The organism is Pseudomonas sp. UBA6323 (genome assembly GCF_002439135.1).
In the GTDB taxonomy this organism is placed as follows: domain Bacteria; phylum Pseudomonadota; class Gammaproteobacteria; order Pseudomonadales; family Pseudomonadaceae; genus Aquipseudomonas.
The window spans coordinates 23,618-41,451 of the sequence record NZ_DJSX01000059.1; the positions used below are offsets into that span (position 1 = coordinate 23,618).

The window sequence follows — 17,834 nt, forward strand, 5'->3', positions numbered from 1 at the left end:
AGCGCGAGGCGCCGATGACAGCGCCGTCGTCACGCAGCGTCGAGTGCGGATAAAGACCGGGCTGGCAGTCGGAGAGGACGGGCAGCCAGCCATTCGCTGGAGGCCGATCCGGCATCCGCTGTTACCGCGACATTGATGAGAGAGGCGCAGGCTGCGACCTCTCGTTCCGTCCCTCATCTTGCGCTCGCTATCCGCGTGACTGACTGGTCACGAGATTGGCAACGATTTGCTGGCGAACTCCTGCGTTGTAGCGATGTTCTACTGTCAGTCCCTGCGACCCGCACTCGCGGTCGTCAATCCCACCAGACAGGAGTCCCGATGACGTCGACGCCAGCATTTCCCCCGCTCAAGACCTATCTGACGATCATCGCCTGCACGCTACTGCTTGGCGGCTGCTCCTCCGGGGATGAGCCGGCCTCCGAGCCGCCGCGGGTGGCGCTGGTCGAGCCGCTTCAGCCGGCCGAGCCACAACCGGAGGCGCTGCGCCTCTCGGGGGTGGTGCAGAGCGTGACCACCACCCAGCTGTCGTTCGAGGTCGCCGGACGCATCGAGCGGATCCTGATCGATGAAGGCACGCGTATCCGTCGCGGGCAACCGCTGGCCGAGCTGGATCGCGTCGACTACCAACTGCAACTGAGTGAAGCCGAGGCACGCCTGCGCCAGTTGCAGGCAGATCTGGCGCGCAAGCGTACGCTGCTCGCCGAAGGCATCCTTGCCCCCGCCGCCATCGAGGCGCTGGAAGCCAACACCGTGGCGGCGCGGGTGGCGCGCGACAGCGCCCGGCGCGACCTCGAACGCAGCACGTTGAGCGCGCCGTTCGATGGCGTCGTGGCGCGCCGTCTGGTCGAGCCGAACATGGTGGTGGCGGTGGGCACGCCAGTGTTCGAGATGCAGGACAACCGCCATATCGAGGTCAGCGTCGATCTGCCGGAAATCGCCGCGTTGAGCATTCCGCTCGGCCCCGAACTCAAGGCCGAAGGGCAGCTGGTGATCGCCGACGTGAGCCTGCCGCTGCGCTACAAGGAGCACAGCACTCAGCCGCGCGAGGGCGCGCGCACCTACCGGCTGGTGCTGCAGGGCGAGCCGCCGGAGGACTACAACCTGCTGCCGGGCATGGCCATGCGCGTCAGCGTGCAGCGGCCACCCCGGCCGCAGGCGAGCCAGGACCAATTTCGCCTGCCGTTGTCGGCGTTGCAGGCCGACAGCGACGGCGGCCACTACATCTGGCAGGCCGTCGATGGCCGCGCCCGGCGATTGGCGGTGGAGTTGCAGGAGGTCGAAGGTGACCAGGCATTGATCCGCGGCGATGGCCTGCAGGCGCAGCTGCCGATTATCGTCGCTGGCGGCAGCAAGCTGCACGAGGAGCAGCCGATCAAAGTGCAGGAGCGGAACTGAGCCAATGGATTTCGCCCGCTACGCCATTACTCGTCGCGTCAATATCTGGATCCTGGTGCTGACCTGCCTGTTCGGCGGCATCCTCGCCTTCTTCGAGATCGGTCGCCTGGAGGACCCCGAGTTCACCATCAAGCAGGCCATCGTCAACGTGCAATATCCCGGCGCCACCGCACTGGAGGTCGAGCAGCAGGTCACCGAGCCACTGGAAAGCGCCATCCAGCAGATGTCGCAGATCAAGGAGATCCGCTCGCGCTCGATGCCGGGCATCGCCGAGATTCGCGTGGAGATGCAGGACCGCTACGCCGGCGATGCGCTGCCGCAGATCTGGGACGAGCTGCGTAACAAGGTCAACGATGCCCAGGGCGATCTGCCGCCCGGCATCGAGCCGCCGCAGGTCAACGACGACTTCGGTGACGTTTACGGCATTTTCTACGCGCTGACCGGTGACGGCCTGACGCTCAAGGAATTGCACGAAACAGCCAAGGAGCTGCGCCGCGCGCTGCTCGCCGCCGACGGCGTCGGCAAGGTGGAGATCGCCGGCGTGCAGGAGGAGCGCATCTTGGTCGAGGTCGATCAGGCGCAACTGGCGGCACTGGGCGTCGACCCGGACGAGATCGCCGCAGCCCTGGCCGACACCGATGCTGCTGTGGATGCCGGCGGCGTCACTGCCGGCGAGTTCTTCGTGCGCCTGCGCCCCAGCGGGGCCTTCGACTCGCTCGAGGAGTTGCGTGCGCTGTCGGTCGGCCAGGGCTCGCAGCGGGTCGAGCTGGGCGCCATTGCCAGGCTTTCGCGCGACTATGCCGAGCGGCCGCAGCAGATCATTCGCCATAACGGCCAGCCGGCATTGACGCTGGGCATCAGCGGGGTGTCCGGGGCGAACATCGTCGAGGTCGGGCAAAGCGTCGAAGCGGTACTCGAGGGCGTCCGGCACCGCATGCCGTTGGGCGCCGAGCTTCACCCGCTATACGAGCAGCACCGTATCGTCGACGATGCGGTGAACAGCTTCGCGCTCAACGTGTTCCTCTCGGTAGCTATCGTTGTCGGCGTGCTGTGCTTGGCCATGGGCCTGCGCGCCGGCGTCATCATCGGCGCGGTGCTGTTTCTTACCGTGCTAGGCACGCTGCTGGTGATGTGGCTGATGGGCATCGAGCTGGAGCGGATTTCCCTCGGCGCGTTGATCATCGCCATGGGCATGCTGGTGGACAATGCGGTAGTGGTCTGCGACGGCATGCTGGTGCGCCAGCGTCAGGGCAAGAGCATCCTCGAGGCCTCGCAGCAGACGCTGCAACAGACGCAATGGCCGCTGCTCGGCGCGACCATCATCGGTATCCTCGCCTTCGCCGGCATTGGCCTGTCCCAGGACACCACCGGCGAATTCCTCTTCTCGCTGTTCTTCGTCATCGCCGTTTCGCTGTTGCTCAGCTGGCTGCTGGCCTTGCTGCTGGTGCCGCTGTTCGGCCATTACCTGCTGCGCAAGGCCAGCGATGAGGAAGATGCCGACGCTGCCTACAGCGGCCCCTGGTATGCGCGCTACCGGCGGCTGGCGGCAGGCGTGCTGCGCCGGCCCTGGCTGACCATCGGTGCGCTGCTGGTGCTGACGGTGATCAGCGCGGTGATCTTCACCCGCCTGCCGCAGAGCTTCTTCCCGCCGTCGAGCACGCCGCTGTTCTACGTCAACCTGTTCCTGCCGCAAGGCACGCATATCCGCGACACTGCGCAGGCTGCCAGCGAGGTCGAGCAGTACCTGGCCGAGCAGGACGGCGTGAGCGAGGTGTCGAGCTTCATCGGCGCCGGGGCCTCGCGTTTCATGCTGACCTACATGCCGGAGCAGCCCAACGCCTCGCTGATGCACTTTCTCGTGCGTACCGAGGATGCCGAGCGGATCGCCAGCCTGGGCCGGCAGATCAATCAGGAACTGCCGCAGCGCTATCCATCGGCGGATGTCAGCGCCGCGCAGTTCATGTTCGGCCCCAACGCCGAGGCCAAGCTGGAAGCACGTATCAGCGGCCCGGACATCGAGGTGCTGCGCGCGCTGTCCGCCGAAGGACGCAAGCGCCTGCAGGAGCAGGGCCAGGTGCTCAATGTGCGCGACGATTGGCGCCAGCCGGAACTGGTGCTGCGCCCGCAACTGGCGCTGGATCGCCTCGCCGATGCCGGGCTGACCCGCCAGGCGGTGGCGCGCGCCCTGGCTGCCGGCAGCGAGGGCCAGCGCGTCAGCCTGCTGCGCGAGCGCGACGAGCTGATTCCGGTGCTGCTGCGCGCCGCGCCGCAGGACCGCATCGACAGCGACAACCTGCTGCAACGGCTGATCTGGAGCCCGGCCAGTAACGGCTACGTGCCGCTGGCGCAGGTGGCCGACGGCGTCGAGCCAAGCCGCGAGGACAGCATCATCGTGCGCTACGACCGCGAGCGCACCATCTCCGTCCGCGCCGAACCGCGTGACGGCGAAAACACCAACGAGGCGCACGCGCGCATCCGTCCGTTGATCGAGGACATCGAGTTGCCGCTCAACTACAGCCTGAAATGGGGCGGCGACTATGAGCAGTCCTCCGACGCCCAGCAGGCGCTGGCCGGTACGCTGGCGGTGCCCTATCTGGCGATGGTGCTGGTCACCGTATTGCTGTTCGCCAAGGTGCGCCAGCCGCTGATGATCTGGGCGGTGGTGCCCATGGCGATTTGCGGGGTGAGCTTCGGCCTGCTGCTCACCGGCCAGGCCTTCGGCTTCATGGCGCTGCTCGGCCTGCTCAGCCTCACCGGCATGCTGATCAAGAACGCCGTGGTGCTGGTGGACGAGATCGACCGGCAGATCGCCGACGAGGTGCCGCGCCTGACCGCCATCATCGAAGCCTCGGCCTCGCGCCTGCGTCCGGTGATGATGGCCGCCGGCACCACGGTGCTGGGCATGGTGCCGCTGCTCTTCGATCCGTTCTTCGCCAACATGGCGGTGACCATCATGGGCGGCCTGGGCTTCGCCACGCTACTGACCTTGCTCGCCGTTCCCTGCCTGTATCTGTTGCTGATGAAAGTGCGTCCGGAGGAAACCGCATGAGTGCCAAGCGCATGGCCGGCCCGCTGCTGTTCGCCCTGGCTCTGGGCGCCTGTTCCAGCGCACCGCAATACCCGGTGCCGCAACTGCCGCCAACCTGGTACAGCGCCGCTGGCGCGTCCGCGGTCGATGCCGAAAAGCTGGCCGCGTGGTGGCGCCAGTTCGACGACCCTCAGCTCACCGCATTGGTCGGCCGCGCCATGCAGCGCAACCATGACGTGCGCCTGGCCATGGCACGGGTCGACAGCGCCCGCGCGCAACTGCGCCAGTCGCGCGCCGGCCTGTTGCCAAGCTTTGACCTGCCGGGGTCGGCCAGCCGCCAATGGCTCGAGAACGACCAGGAGGCTGAACCCGGCAGTCCGCTGGCCGACTTCATCCCGGATGATGATCCGATCACCTTGGACAGTTGGGACCTGGCCCTGCAGGCGACCTGGGAGCTGGACCTGTTCGGCGCCGCCCGCGCACGGCGCGACAGCGCGGCCCAGCAGCTGCGCTCGGCCGAGGCGCAGACGGTGGCCGCGCGCCTGGCCGTGGCCTCCAACACCGCCCAGGGCTATCTGCAGCTGCGCGCGTTGCAGGGTCAGCGCGACCTGCTGGTGGAAGGCATAGAAGTGGCCAGCGAGCTGGAACGCATCGCCGGGCTGCTGTTTCATGCCGGCGAGGTCACCCGGCTGGACGTCGAGGCGACTTCCGCCGAGCGCGCGTCGCTGGAGGCCGACCTGGGCGAGCTGGACGTTCACCTGGCCGAAGCGCAACTGGCCCTGGATACACTGCTCGCCGAACCGCCGGGCAGCACTGCCAATCAGCTTGCCACCGGTGCTGCGGTGCCACTGGCCGAGCCGCGTATAGCCCCCGGCCAGCCCATCGACCTGCTGCGCCGCCGTCCGGATCTGATCGCCGAGGCGGCACGCCTGGACGCCGCCGGGCTGCAGGCGCTGGCCGCCCGTCGCGACCTGTTCCCGAAACTGGCGGTGCAGGCCGCCGTGGGCCGCTCCGGCTTCGCCTTGGGCGACGCCATTTCCGGCGCTTCGAACTTTGCCCGACTCGGTGCCACTTTCAGCCTGCCGTTGCTGGACTATCCGAACCGTGGTGCCGCCATCGAGCTGGCCGATGCCGAGGGCGAGACTGCCTACATCGCCTTCGAGCAGGCCCTGGCCGGCGCGTTGGAGGAAGTCGAACGCGGCCTGACGCGCATCGCCGGCCAGCAACGCCGACATGCCGCCCTCAGCCGCACCCGCGACCATCGCGAGCGCGCGCACCGGCTGGCGCAGCGCAGCTATGAGCTGGGCGAAGTGAACCTGAGCGAGGTGCTGGACGCCCAGCGTGGCGCGCTGCAAGCCCGGCAACGGGCGCTGGAAGGCCGGACCGCGCTGGCGACGGCGCAGGTTGCGCTGTATGTAGCGTTAGGCGGTGGCTGGAACGCGGAGGCCGCAGAAGCTGCGCATGCACCGAGCGAGGCCAGCGCTGCGCAGTGATAGCGCCGGATTCCAGGCGCAGAGAGCAGGCGACTCCCTTGAACATCGATATGCCGAGGCGGTAAGAGCGGCTTCAGCCGCGATGCTTGCATCCTCGATATTTGATCCATGCCCTGAGGTCGGCGACACGAAAAGCGCCCACATGCCAAGTTCATGGCCGCTGCGCGTGACCGACGCGGCAGGCGCGGCTTTCGCCGCGAATCGCGAATAAATTCGCTCCTACACAAGGCGCTTTGGTTGCCTGAACACGCGCAGCCGGCACTGGGCGAGGTCAGCGCTGCGCAGTAATAGCGCCGGATTCCAGGGCCGGTGGGTTGAACATCGATATACCGAGGCTGTAAGAGCGGCTTCAGCCGCGATGATGGCATCCTCGATATCCGATCCATGCCCGAGGTCGGCGATACGAAAAGCGCCCATACGCCAACGTACATGGCCGCTACGCGTGACCGACTCGACAGGCGCGGTTTTCGCCGCAAATCGCGAATGAATTCGCTCCTACACAAGGCGCTTTGATCGTTCCCACGCTCCGGTGGGACTGCTGCCCAGGCCGCTCTGCGTCCGTCAGGTTGAGCCCCGCCAGGTATCAGGCTCAGGTCATCGGCAGTTTTTCCAGGAAGCGCATCAACAGGCTTTCTTCAGCGCGCAGGCCCTTGCGCGGCGTCGCCAGGCGGAGGCTGGACAGCTCGCCGGCATGGAAGGCATCGAGGAGCGCGGGGTGGATGTAGCACTTGCGGCAGACCGCCGGCGTATTACGCAACTGTTGGGCAACCTCCTTGACCATCGCCACCACATGTTTCTTCGCCGCGCTATCGGGTTGCCATTCGAGCTCTCGCAGTAGCGTCAGAGCCAGCGCGCTGCCCGCCCAGGTACGGTAGTGCTTGGCGGTGAAGTCGGCGCCGGTGAGTTCACGCAGGTAGTCGTTGATGTCGGTGGAGGTGACCGCCCGACGTTCGCCATGCTCGTCCAGATACTGGAACAGGTGCTGCCCGGGCAGTTCCAGGCAGCGCTGGATGATGCGCGCCAGACGCCGGTCGCTGATCTTCACCTCATGCTCGATGCCGCTCTTGCCGCGAAAATGAAAGCGTATCGTGCTGCCTTGCACTTCGACGTGGCGATTGCGCAGGGTGGTCAGGCCATAGGAGCGATTGTCCCGCGCGTAGCGGGCGTTGCCGATGCGGATCAGGGTGTTGTCCAGCAGCAGGATCACCGTCGCCAGCACTTTCTCTCGGCGGTGTTCGCGCAGGTTCAGGTGCTGTTGCAGGGCTTCACGCAGTGCCGGCAGGGCTTTGCCGAAGGCCAGCAGGCTGGCGTACTTGTCGGCATCCCTGATTTCGCGCCAGCGGGCGTGGTAGCGGTATTGCTTGCGCCCGCGGGCGTCGCGGCCCGTTGCCTGCAGATGACCGTTGGCCAGAGGGCAGATCCATACCTCGGTATAGGCGGGCGGCACCGCCAGGGCATTGATGCGGGCCACCTCCTGCGGGTCACGGATGCGTTGGCCCTGGCTGTCGAAATAGCAGAACTTGCCACGCAGCTTGCGACGGCTGATGCCCGGCATGCTGTCGTCGACATAGCGCAGGTCGGCGGGTAGCTCGATGTCGCCCGGCGCCAGACTCATCGACGCACCTCGCGACAAGGCGCGCAGGCAAGAGGCGAAAGGGCGATGGCAGGGCAGCGGACAAGGTCGGGCATGGGCGTCGCTCGTCGGGGCAGATATCCATTAGCCCGCCGAACGCGGCGGGAGTTCAGTCTTTACCCGAGCAAAGGGCGCAGGATCGGCCGCGTCGGCATGATTTGCGCGATCACGGCTCATCTGGATGATTCACGCACGGCGCTGCGTGTTTGCCGCGCGCTAGCGCTAGTCCTTTTTGCGCGTCCAATAGACCTGACCGTCGACGATGACGTCTTCCGGCTTGCTCTTGTCGGCACTGTCGAGCACAGCGAAGAAGCGGCGCTCCTCTCCCTGCGGGCTCGACAGCACCAGGGCGTAATCCTCGAAGCGGTAGTTCGAGGTGACGCTGTCGTCGCGATTGCTGCCAGTGATGATGTAGCTGGTGGCGAATCTTCCCGCGACGAAGCCGCTGCGCTTGTGCGTGACGGTTCCATCCGGGCGGAACACGAAGGAGCGGTCGCTGCGAGCGCCGCCCATGCCGACATTAAGGAAGTAATAGCTGTGGTCGAGCCGCGTATCGGCCGGCAGCGGCGCCAGTTCCTGTGCTTTGGAGAGGTCGATCTCTTCACCGTCACGCGACAGCGTGATCTCGCCTGTCCAGCTCTTTGACCAGGTGAGCCAGTTTTCCGGTTCACGGCTCTTCGAGGCGCTCACATCGAGGTCTGTAAAGGGGAATTTCCAGGTATGGCGGTAGGCGCTCGCGTCCGACAGCAGGACATAGATGTCCTCGTCGCGGCTGGTGTAGCCATTGCCGAAACCGTCAAAACGGTGCGCGAAGTCCGCGACGTAGAGCACGCGATCGACCTCGGCCATGGCGATACCCTTACCCGGCCCGGCGAAAACCTCGTTGGCCTCCGGCGGCCGGTGGACGAGACCTGCCTGGTCATCGGCTTTAGCGACGGGCGTATGAGTTTGTTCCAGGGTGAGTACCTGGCACTCGCGCAGCGAGATCTCGGCGTTCTTGCCATCGATCACGTTGCGCACCTGGCCGATGACGACGCGGTCCTGGCCAAGCGCCTCGTTCATCCGCGTTTTGTGCGTGTCGTCCTTGAAGCTGCGGCAGGACAGCGAGAAGCGCGATTGGCGAGCCCCGCGCCACTCGCGCAGGCGATTGTCGGCAACCACACGGCCGTAACCAGCGACCGCGCCCTGGTTCTGCAGATAGGTTTCCAGGCGGTCTTCACGTGCCTTGCGCAGGTCACGATCCTCGAGCGCCCCCTCGTAGGAGCCGACGCTGGCCATTTCGGCGTCGGCCAGCACCGTCAGGTGCGCCAACCCCCTGACCTGCAGGTTGGATTGCGCTGAGTCCGCTGGTGCTCGCGCCAGGTCCAGCCCGTAATTGCCTGCCAGGCGGCGCAGCTTGCGCACGAGGGGTTTGATGGCGTACTTCTCGTCAGCCAAAAATGTTGCCAGGTCCGCACAGGGTGCGGGGTCCGCAGCGAGTGGTGAGGCGATCTGGGTACGGGCACGCGTGAGGTTGCCTTCCATTTCCTTGCGAAACGCTTCGCTATTGCGCACCAGCTCGCTTATGACCTTGTCGTAGTCGGCGATGTCGTTGCGATGGCTCCAGCTTGCCAAGGCATCGCGACGCGCGCTTTCGCTTTGCGGGCTGCGTTCGTCGCAAAGTTCCTTGACCGTTCTCGCCGTCACCACTCGAGTGGCTGCCTCGGAAAGCGTGGCGTTGAATTCGGCGTCCGTAGCGCTCGCTGCTGGCGATAGCGAGCCGGCCAATAGTGCAAGCGCGAAAGCGGACAATCCGCTTGACTTGTTTTCCAAGATCATGGGCAACGCTCCCTGTGCGTACTTTTGTCTGGCCACCGATAAACCTGGCGGCTGAAGACTCTGAGCGCTATCCCTGGCCTGAGTTCATCTGCTGTGTATCGCGTTTCAGCGCTGCGTCATGAGACCCCGTTTCTCACTGCCCGTTGCCAGCTCAGCGCGCAGGCTTTGACTAGCCAGCAGGCGAGGATGAACGGCATGGTCAGCGCCGGAAGGCCCAGTGCGCTGAACGCCGGTTGCAGGACCAGGGCCAGCAGGATTCCCGCTGCGGGGACCAATGGGCAGCGATAGACCTGGGCCAGGGCGATGGCGGCGAGGGTGGCGTTGTAGCCATGGAGTCCGGCCAGGGCGGCGTCGCTGGGCCAGCCATGCGCTATCGCCAGGGCAAGGCCGCTGCTGGAGCCCAGTAGCGCCCAGAGCGCCGTGCGGCCATCGGCCAGGCGCAGACCGATCAGCAGGCACAGGCCGGCCAGTGGCGAGTCGAGGAAAATCACCTGACCGAGGCCGCGCAATATGGCCTGCAGCAGTTGTACAGCGTCGAACTCAGCTGAGTGCGATGGAACTGAAAGTGGCTGATCGGCCGGTGCGAACAACGCCAGCAGCAGCCAGCCGAGCAGTACGAAGGGAAGGGTGAAGGCGGGCAGCCAGCCACGCTGGCGCATGCGCCGCATCCAGGGCGCCAGCAGCAGGCTGGACAGGGCAGCGCTGGCGACGACCAGCACGGGCAGCAACGGCGTCCATGGCAGTTTCAGGCTCAGCAGCAGGCCGAGCAGAATGCCGTTGTAGCCATACAGGCCGATGGCGATGTCCGCTTGTAGGTGGCCACGGCGTTGCGCTACCAGCATCGCGCTCAGGCCACCGAGCAGCGCGCCGGGCAGCAGGTGAGGTGCGCCGATAAGGATGGCGAGCAGCACCAGTGCTCCGCAGCCGGGGCTCTGTTGCAGGAATATCTGGGCGAAGCCGCAGAGCAGGGCGCGCAGGCTTTGCAGGGCAGGGTGTGAGGTGGGTAGTGGAGGCATGATGTCTGTGCCAAGAGCCCTCTCCCCCAGCCCCTCTCCCATAAATGGGAGAGGGGAGCCATCCGTGCAGGCCGGAGGAGCTGTGTAGGGTGCGCCGACTCGGTGCGTAGCCCGGATGAAATCCGGGAATCAGGAGTCGAGCATTCCCCGGATTTCATTCGGGCTACGGTTCTTTATTGCATTGAGAATCGCCGGCTCAATGCAGCGTCTCGATCCTCAGGCTGTTGGTGCTGCCGGGCTGGCCGAAGGGTTCGCCGGCGGTGATCACCACGGTTTCACCGCGCTTGGCCATGCCCTGGGCCTGGGCGATCTCCAGCGCGGTGCTGGTGACTTCCTCGACCCGGCGCAGGCGCTCGTTGACCACGGAGTAGATGCCCCAGGCCACGGTCAGGCGGCGCGCCGTGGTCAGGCTCGGCGTCAGGCTGAGAATCGGCGCCTTCGGACGCTCGCGAGAGGCGCGCAGGCTGCTGGCACCGGATTCGCTGTAATTGACCAGGGCCGCCACCGGCAAGATCGAGCTGATACGGCGGATGGCGCAGCTGATGGCATCGCTGGCGGTGGCTTCGGCCTGCGGGCGACCGACGTCGAGTTGAGTCTGGTAGTCCGGGCCATTTTCCACCTGGCGAATGATCTTGCTCATCATCTGCACGGTTTCCAGCGGGTAGTCGCCGGAGGCCGTCTCGGCCGACAGCATCACTGCATCGGCGCCTTCGGCCACGGCGTTGGCCACATCGGTGACTTCGGCGCGGGTCGGCGCCGGGGAGAAACGCATGGATTCGAGCATCTGCGTGGCGACCACCACCGGGCGGCCCAGTTGGCGGCAGGTGCGCACGATGTCCTTCTGGATGCGCGGCACGTTCTCGGCCGGCACTTCCACGCCCAGATCGCCGCGCGCCACCATGATCGCGTCGCACAGACGGGCGATTTCTTCGAGATGCTGCACCGCCGAGGGCTTCTCGATCTTGGCCATAAGGAAGGCCTTGCCGCCGATCAGCTCACGAGCCTCGACGATGTCTTCCGGGCGCTGCACGAACGACAGCGCCACCCAGTCCACGCCCAGCTCCAGGCCAAAGGCCAGGTCGCGGCGATCCTTCTCGGTCAGCGGCGACAGTTGCAGCACCGCCTCGGGCACGTTGACGCCCTTGCGGTCGGACAGTTCACCGCCGGCTACCACTTCGGTGATCACGGCATCGGCCTGCTTGCCGGTCACTTTCAGGCGCAGGCGGCCGTCGTCCAGCAGCAGGCTCATGCCCGGCTGCAGGGCTTCGATGATCTCGGGATGGGGCAGGTTGACCCGGCTGGCGTCACCGGGCGTGGCGTCCAGATCCAGGTGCAGGTTCTGGCCGTTGACCAGTTGTACCTTGCCTTCGGCAAAGCGGCCGACGCGCAGTTTCGGCCCCTGCAGGTCCATGAGGATGCCGATGGGCTGGTTCAGCTCGCGCTCCACTTCGCGTACCCACTCATAGCGCTGGGCGTGGTCGGCGTGCTCGCCGTGGCTGAAGTTGAGGCGAAACAGGTTGACCCCGGCTTCCACCAGTTGGCGGATATGCGCGGCGTCGCGGATCGCCGGGCCGAGGGTGGCGAGGATCTTTACTTTCTTGTCGGGAGTCATCTGGCAGGCCTTGGTCATGAGTTTTGTCGATGGCGTTGCGGCGTAGGGCGGGTGCAACCCGCCACCAGCGCTCTGGCGGTTTTCACCCGCCCTTCAGGGAGGCGCCCAGCGGTTCTTCACCTGCAGTTTCCGATGTTCCCAGGATCAGAATGGCGCGGAAGTCGTTGACGTTGGTACGGGTCGGGCCAGTGACGATCAGCTCGTCGAGGGCGGCGAAGTAGCCATAGCCGTTGTTGTTGTCCAGTTCGTCGCGGGCGCTCAGGCCCTTGATGCCGGCGCGGGCATGGCTGTAGGGCGTCATGATGGCGCCGGCGTTGTCTTCGGAGCCGTCGATGCCGTCGGTGTCGCCGGCCAGCGCGTAGATGCCGGGCAGGCCCTTGAGGCTGTCGGTGAGGCTGAGGAGGAATTCGGCGTTGCGTCCGCCGCGGCCATTGCCGCGCACGGTAACGGTGGTCTCGCCGCCGGAGAGGATTACGCATGGCGGCTTGATCGGCTGGCCGTGCAACTGCACCTGGCGGGCGATGCCGGCATGCACCTTGGCCACGTCACGCGACTCGCCTTCCAGGTCGCCAAGAATCAGCACCGGGAGGCCGGCGGCTTCGGCCTTGGCCGCAGCGGCGTCGAGCGATTGCTGCGGCGTGGCGATCAGCTGGAAATGGCTGCGGGCGAGCACCGGATCGCCTGGCTTGACCGTTTCCGAGCGTGGATCTTCCAGCCAGGCGCGCACGTTGGCGGGAATGTCGATGCCATAGCGGGCGAGAATCGCCAGGGCTTCGGCCGAGGTGGTCGGGTCGCCCACGGTGGGGCCGGATGCGATCACCGTGGCCTCGTCGCCGGGCACGTCGGAGATGGCGTAGGTGTAGACGGTCGCCGGCCAGCAGGCCTTGGCCAGGCGGCCGCCCTTGATCGCCGAGAGGTGCTTGCGCACGCAGTTCATCTCGCCAATGGTGGCGCCGGATTTGAGCAGCGCCTTGTTGATCGCCTGCTTGTCTTGGAGGCTGATGCCGTCTGCCGGCATTGCGAGTAGCGAGGAGCCGCCGCCGGAGAGGAGGAAAATCACCCGGTCGTCTTCGCTCAGATTCGACACCAGTTCCAGCACGCGGCGGGCGACGCGCTCGCCGGCATCGTCCGGCACCGGGTGCGCGGCTTCCACCACTTCGATTTTTTTGCAATCGGCGCCGTGCTCGTAGCGGGTCACCACCAGGCCGCTGATCTCGCCCTGCCACTGTTGCTCGATCACCTCGGCCATGGCCGCGGCGGCCTTGCCAGCGCCGATGACGATGACGCGGCCGCTACGGTCGGCAGGCAGATGATCGGCCAGTACCTGGCGCGGATGGGCAGCAGCGATGGCGGTGGCGAACAGGTCGCGCAGCAGGCTTTGCGGGTCGAAGGTCATGGTGGTGGTCTCTTGTTCTTAGAGCCTGTTCAAAGTCTGCTGCGCGTCGGCCCTGCTGCGTTAAAAGCAGGCTCGGACTGCTCATTCACAGCTCGTAAAGTCGAGCGCGACTCCGACCGGTCCTCGCCTGCTTTTGCCTTGCATGGCTCTAGCTCGCGAGACTTTGAATAGGCTCTTGGGTAGTGCTGGATCGATTCCAGTCCGCAGGCGCCGCGTTGGCAGCGCCTGGGGAGTGGAATCGACCAACCTGGCAATCGGGCCGTGACACCTCCTGCCAGGAAGGTCGAAAGGGTGGGCCAGAAGCTAAGCCCCTCTCCCTAACCCTCTCCCATAAATGGGAGAGGGGACTGGTCCGGCGTAAGCCGAAACTCCGTGCAACGCCGAGCTGCTTGTCCCTCACTCCCATAACTGAGAGAGGGGGCTGGTTTGGCGTACGCCGAAACTCCGTAAACGCCGAGCCGCTTGTCCCTCACTCTCACAAGTGGGAGAGGGGATTGGTTTGGCGTACGCCGAAACTCCGTGCAACGCCGAGCTGCTTGTCCTTCACTCCCACAAGTGGGAGAGGGGACTGGTTGGCGTACGCCGAAATTCGCGCAACGCCGAGCTGCTTGTCTCCCCTCTCCCGCATGCGGGAGAGGGGCCGGGGGAGAGGGCGCTCTGTTACTCGCCGCGGATATTGAAGTTGGCCATGTGCTCCAGGCCCTTGATCAGGGCGGAGTGGTCCCAGCCGCTGCCGCCGAGCGCCGCACAGGTGCTGAACACCTGCTGGGCATTGGCGGTGTTAGGCAGGTTCAGACCCAGCTCGCGGGCGCCGGACAGCGCCAGGTTGAGGTCCTTCTGATGCAGGCTGATGCGGAAGCCCGGATCGAAGGTGCCCTTGATCATGCGCTCGCCATGCACTTCGAGGATCTTCGAGCCGGCGAAACCACCGGACAGCGCCTCGCGCACCTTGGCCGGGTCGGCACCGTTCCTGGCAGCGAACAGCAGCGCTTCGGCCACTGCCTGGATGTTCAGGGCGACGATGATCTGGTTGGCCACCTTGGCGGTCTGGCCGTCGCCATTGCCGCCAACGAGGGTGATGTTCTTGCCCATGGCCTGGAACAGCGGCAGGGCGCGTTCGAAGGCGTTCGGGCAGCCACCGACCATGATCGACAGGGTCGCGGCCTTGGCACCGACTTCGCCGCCGGACACCGGGGCGTCCAGGTAGGCGGCGCCGGTGGCCTTGATCTTCTCGGCGAAGGCCTTGGTGGCGGAGGGCGAGATCGAGCTCATGTCGATCACCACCTTGCCGCTGCCAACACCGCTGGCAACGCCGTCTGCGCGGAACAGCACGTCTTCGACCTGCGGGGTGTCCGGCACCATGACGATGATGAATTCGGCTTCCTGAGCGACTTCCTGCGGGTTGGCCAGCGCGACAGCCCCGGCAGCTACGAGGTCGGCCGGAGCCGGGTCGTGATGCTCGGAAAGGAACAGGGTGTGCCCGGCTTTCTGCAGGTTCTGCGCCATGGGTTTGCCCATGATGCCGGTGCCGATAAATCCGATTTTTGCCATGAGAATTTGCCTCTTTGTATTTGTCTGTCTCGATGCTGGGGGCGACGCAGGCCTGTGGGAGCGGGCTTGCCCGCGAATGCAGTGGTGGGTTCACTGCCGCTTTCGCGGATGAATCCGCTCCTACAGGTGCAGCCGTCAGATCACGTTGTGCGCTTTCATCCAGCCGAGGCCGGCAGCGGTGGTGGTGGCCGGCTTGTATTCACAGCCGATCCAGCCCTGGTAGCCGATGCGATCCAGGTGCTCGAAGAGGAAGCGGTAGTTGATCTCGCCGGTGCCCGGCTCGTTGCGGCCCGGGTTGTCGGCCAGCTGCACGTGGTTGATGGCGGCCAGGTTGCTCTCAACCGTGCGGGCCAGGTCACCTTCCATGATCTGCATGTGGTAGATGTCGTACTGCAGGTACAGGTTGGTGCTGCCGACCTTGTCGCGGATGTCCAGGGCCTGCTTGGTGGTGCTGAGGTAGAAGCCGGGGATGTCGCGGGTGTTAATGGCTTCCATCACCAGGCGGATGCCGGCACCGGCCAGCTTGTCTGCCGCATAGCGCAGGTTGTCGACGAAGGTTTTCTCGACGGTGGCGCAGTCCACGCCCTGCGGGCGGATGCCGGCCAGGCAGTTGATCTGCTTGTTGCCCAGCACCTTAGCGTAGGCAATGGCCTGGTCGACGCCGGCGCGGAACTCCTCGATGCGGTTCGGGTGGCAGGCGATGCCGCGCTCGCCCTTGCCCCAGTCGCCGGCCGGCAGGTTGAACAGCACCTGCTCCAGTTTGTTGGCGTCCAGGCGGGCCTTGATCTCTTCCACCGGCAAGTCATAGGGGAAAAGGTATTCCACGCCGCTGAAACCGGCTTCGGCGGCAGCGGCGAAACGGTCCAGGAAGTCCACTTCGGTGAACAGCATGGACAGGTTGGCAGCAAAACGGGGCATGGTGTGCTCCTTGTCGTAGCCCGGATGCAATCCGGGGGCGGTGTTGCGGTCTTCCCGGATTGCATCCGGGCTACGTCGTGATGGCCGGGTGCGCATGGCACACCCGGCGTACTGATCAATCCAGCAGCGAGATGGCGGTCGGGGCGTCGACGCCGCGCTCGGCCAGTTCCTCGAACTCGTTGACGGCGTTGATCTCGGTGCCCATGGAGATGTTGGTGACACGCTCCAGGATCACCTCGACCACCACCGGTACACGGTGTTCGGCCATCAAACGCTTGGCTTCGGCGAAGGCGTTCTGCAGCTCGTTCGGGTCGAACACGCGGATCGCCTTGCAGCCCAGGCCCTCGACCACGGCGATGTGGTCGACGCCATACCCATTGAGCTCCGGCGCATTGATGTTCTCGAACGCCAGCTGCACGCAGTAGTCGATGTCGAAGCCGCGCTGCGCCTGACGAATCAGCCCCAGGTAGGAGTTGTTCACCAGCACGTGGATGTACGGCAGGTTGAACTGCGCGCCGACAGCCAGCTCTTCGATCATGAACTGGAAGTCATAGTCGCCGGACAGCGCCACCACGTTGCGGGTCGGGTCGGCCTTGACCACGCCGAGGGCCGCCGGAATGGTCCAGCCCAGCGGGCCGGCCTGGCCGCAGTTGATCCAGTGGCGCGGCTTGTACACGTGCAGGAACTGCGCGCCGGCGATCTGTGACAGACCGATGGTGCTGACGTAGCAGGTGTCCTTGCCGAAGGCCTCGTTCATCTCCTCGTACACGCGCTGCGGCTTGGCCGGCACGTTGTCGAAGTGGGTCTTGCGCTGCAGGGTGCGCTTACGCTCGCGGCACGACTCGACCCAGGCGCTGCGATCCTTCAGCTTGCCAGCGGCTTTCCACTCGCGGGCCACCTGGAGGAAGGCATTCAGTGCGCTACCGGCGTCGGAAACGATGCCCAGATCCGGGTTGAACACGCGGCCGATCTGCGTCGGTTCGATGTCGACGTGGATGAACTTGCGGCCCTCGGTGTAGACGTCCACCGAGCCGGTGTGGCGGTTGGCCCAGCGGTTGCCGATGCCGAACACCAGGTCGGAGGCGAGCAGGGTGGCGTTACCGTAGCGATGCGAGGTCTGCAGACCGACCATGCCGACCATCAGCTTGTGATCGTCCGGAATCGCGCCCCAGCCCATCAGGGTTGGCACCACCGGTACGCCGGTCAGCTCGGCGAATTCGACCAGCTTGTCCGCCGCATCGGCGTTGAAGATGCCGCCACCGGCGACCAGAAGCGGGCGCTCGGCATCGTTGAGCATGGCGATGGCCTTCTCGGCCTGGACGCGGCTGGTGCTCGGCTTGGCCACCGGCAGCGGCTCGTAGGCGTCGATATCGAACTCAATCTCGGCCATCTGCACGTCGAACGGCAGGTCGATCAGCACCGGGCCGGGACGGCCGCTGCGCATTTCATGGAAGGCGCGCTGGAAGGCGCGCGGTACCTGGCCGGGCTCCATCACGGTGGTGGCCCACGTGGTCACCGGGCCGACGATGCTGGTGATGTCGACCGCCTGGAAGTCTTCCTTGTGCATGCGTGCACGTGGGGCATAGCCAGTGATGCAAAGGATTGGGATGGAGTCGGCGGAGGCCGAGTACAGGCCGGTGACCATGTCGGTGCCGGCAGGGCCGGAGGTGCCGATGCACACGCCGATATTGCCGGCATTGGTGCGGGTGTAACCCTCGGCCATGTGCGAAGCGCCTTCGACGTGACGGGCCAGGACGTGATCGATGCCACCGAGTTTCTTCAGTGCGGCATACAGGGGGTTGATGGCAGCGCCGGGGACGCCGAACGCGGTATCGACGCCTTCGCGGCGCATCACCAGTACGGCTGCCTCGATTGCTCTCATTCTGGCCATGACCATTGTTCTCCGAGTCAGTGGTTTTTCTTCTTGGGAGCAAGGATGACGGCTGTACCGGTGCGGCGGAATTGTTGGATACT

Annotated in this window: 11 protein-coding genes; 3 read left to right on the forward strand and 8 right to left on the reverse strand. The window is 65.7% G+C overall.

The features are described 5' to 3' along the window. The first annotated feature begins 318 nt into the window (after nt 1-318). The 3 genes from B3P22_RS13800 to B3P22_RS13810 are packed head-to-tail and all read left to right on the forward strand — an operon-like array spanning nt 319 to nt 5,916. Nucleotides 319-1,395: an efflux RND transporter periplasmic adaptor subunit gene (locus B3P22_RS13800; protein ID WP_275544717.1), complete on the forward strand. Its 1,077-nt coding sequence runs from the start codon at nt 319-321 to the stop codon at nt 1,393-1,395. Nucleotides 1,396-1,399: 4 nt separating this feature from the next. Next, the gene (locus B3P22_RS13805) at nt 1,400-4,444 is read left to right on the forward strand and encodes an efflux RND transporter permease subunit (RefSeq protein ID WP_296271355.1); all 3,045 of its coding nucleotides are present in this window, start codon (nt 1,400-1,402) and stop codon (nt 4,442-4,444) included. Then, complete coding sequence (locus B3P22_RS13810) at nt 4,441-5,916, forward strand: efflux transporter outer membrane subunit (RefSeq protein ID WP_296271356.1); 1,476 nt, start codon at nt 4,441-4,443, stop codon at nt 5,914-5,916. The genes B3P22_RS13805 and B3P22_RS13810 overlap by 4 nt, the downstream gene beginning before the upstream one ends. A 589-nt stretch (nt 5,917-6,505) precedes the next feature. Here the strand turns inward: B3P22_RS13810 and B3P22_RS13815 are convergent. The 8 genes from B3P22_RS13815 to gcl form a co-directional block, all read right to left on the reverse strand. Then, nucleotides 6,506-7,531: a DNA topoisomerase IB gene (locus B3P22_RS13815; RefSeq protein WP_275544720.1), complete on the reverse strand. Its 1,026-nt coding sequence runs from the start codon at nt 7,529-7,531 to the stop codon at nt 6,506-6,508. A 240-nt stretch (nt 7,532-7,771) separates the two neighbouring features. Then, the gene (locus B3P22_RS13820) at nt 7,772-9,367 is read right to left on the reverse strand and encodes a hypothetical protein (RefSeq protein ID WP_296271357.1); all 1,596 of its coding nucleotides are present in this window, start codon (nt 9,365-9,367) and stop codon (nt 7,772-7,774) included. A 116-nt stretch (nt 9,368-9,483) separates the two neighbouring features. Beyond that, entirely contained in the window at nt 9,484-10,383 is a 900-nt protein-coding gene (locus B3P22_RS13825; RefSeq protein WP_296271358.1) for an urea transporter, read from the reverse strand. A 196-nt stretch (nt 10,384-10,579) separates the two neighbouring features. After that, the gene (gene pyk / locus B3P22_RS13830) at nt 10,580-11,995 is read right to left on the reverse strand and encodes a pyruvate kinase (RefSeq protein WP_296271402.1); all 1,416 of its coding nucleotides are present in this window, start codon (nt 11,993-11,995) and stop codon (nt 10,580-10,582) included. An 82-nt stretch (nt 11,996-12,077) separates the two neighbouring features. Further along, on the reverse strand, nt 12,078-13,391 hold the full coding sequence (locus tag B3P22_RS13835; RefSeq protein WP_296271359.1) for a glycerate kinase type-2 family protein: 1,314 nt from the start codon (nt 13,389-13,391) through the stop codon (nt 12,078-12,080). Nucleotides 13,392-14,051: 660 nt separating this feature from the next. Beyond that, the gene (locus B3P22_RS13840) at nt 14,052-15,020 is read right to left on the reverse strand and encodes a 2-hydroxy-3-oxopropionate reductase (RefSeq protein ID WP_332108633.1); all 969 of its coding nucleotides are present in this window, start codon (nt 15,018-15,020) and stop codon (nt 14,052-14,054) included. Nucleotides 15,021-15,077: 57 nt separating this feature from the next. Then, nucleotides 15,078-15,860: a hydroxypyruvate isomerase gene (gene hyi, locus B3P22_RS13845; RefSeq protein WP_296271360.1), complete on the reverse strand. Its 783-nt coding sequence runs from the start codon at nt 15,858-15,860 to the stop codon at nt 15,078-15,080. Between the two features lie 115 nt (nt 15,861-15,975). Further along, a complete protein-coding gene (gene gcl, locus B3P22_RS13850; protein ID WP_296271361.1) occupies nt 15,976-17,751 on the reverse strand; it encodes a glyoxylate carboligase in 1,776 nt (591 codons plus the stop codon). Nucleotides 17,752-17,834: the final 83 nt, after the last annotated feature.

Bases quoted from the DNA above. Each gene is read 5' to 3' on its own strand.
- gcl (WP_296271361.1), bottom strand. From the start codon at position 17,751: ATGGCCAGAATGAGAGCAATCGAGGCAGCCGTACTGGTGATGCGCCGC.
- B3P22_RS13820 (WP_296271357.1), bottom strand. From the start codon at position 9,367: ATGATCTTGGAAAACAAGTCAAGCGGATTGTCCGCTTTCGCGCTTGCA.
- B3P22_RS13810 (WP_296271356.1), top strand. From the start codon at position 4,441: ATGAGTGCCAAGCGCATGGCCGGCCCGCTGCTGTTCGCCCTGGCTCTG.
- B3P22_RS13800 (WP_275544717.1), top strand. From the start codon at position 319: ATGACGTCGACGCCAGCATTTCCCCCGCTCAAGACCTATCTGACGATC.
- B3P22_RS13805 (WP_296271355.1), top strand. From the start codon at position 1,400: ATGGATTTCGCCCGCTACGCCATTACTCGTCGCGTCAATATCTGGATC.
- B3P22_RS13825 (WP_296271358.1), bottom strand. From the start codon at position 10,383: ATGCCTCCACTACCCACCTCACACCCTGCCCTGCAAAGCCTGCGCGCC.
- pyk (WP_296271402.1), bottom strand. From the start codon at position 11,995: ATGACTCCCGACAAGAAAGTAAAGATCCTCGCCACCCTCGGCCCGGCG.
- B3P22_RS13835 (WP_296271359.1), bottom strand. From the start codon at position 13,391: ATGACCTTCGACCCGCAAAGCCTGCTGCGCGACCTGTTCGCCACCGCC.
- B3P22_RS13815 (WP_275544720.1), bottom strand. From the start codon at position 7,531: ATGAGTCTGGCGCCGGGCGACATCGAGCTACCCGCCGACCTGCGCTAT.
- hyi (WP_296271360.1), bottom strand. From the start codon at position 15,860: ATGCCCCGTTTTGCTGCCAACCTGTCCATGCTGTTCACCGAAGTGGAC.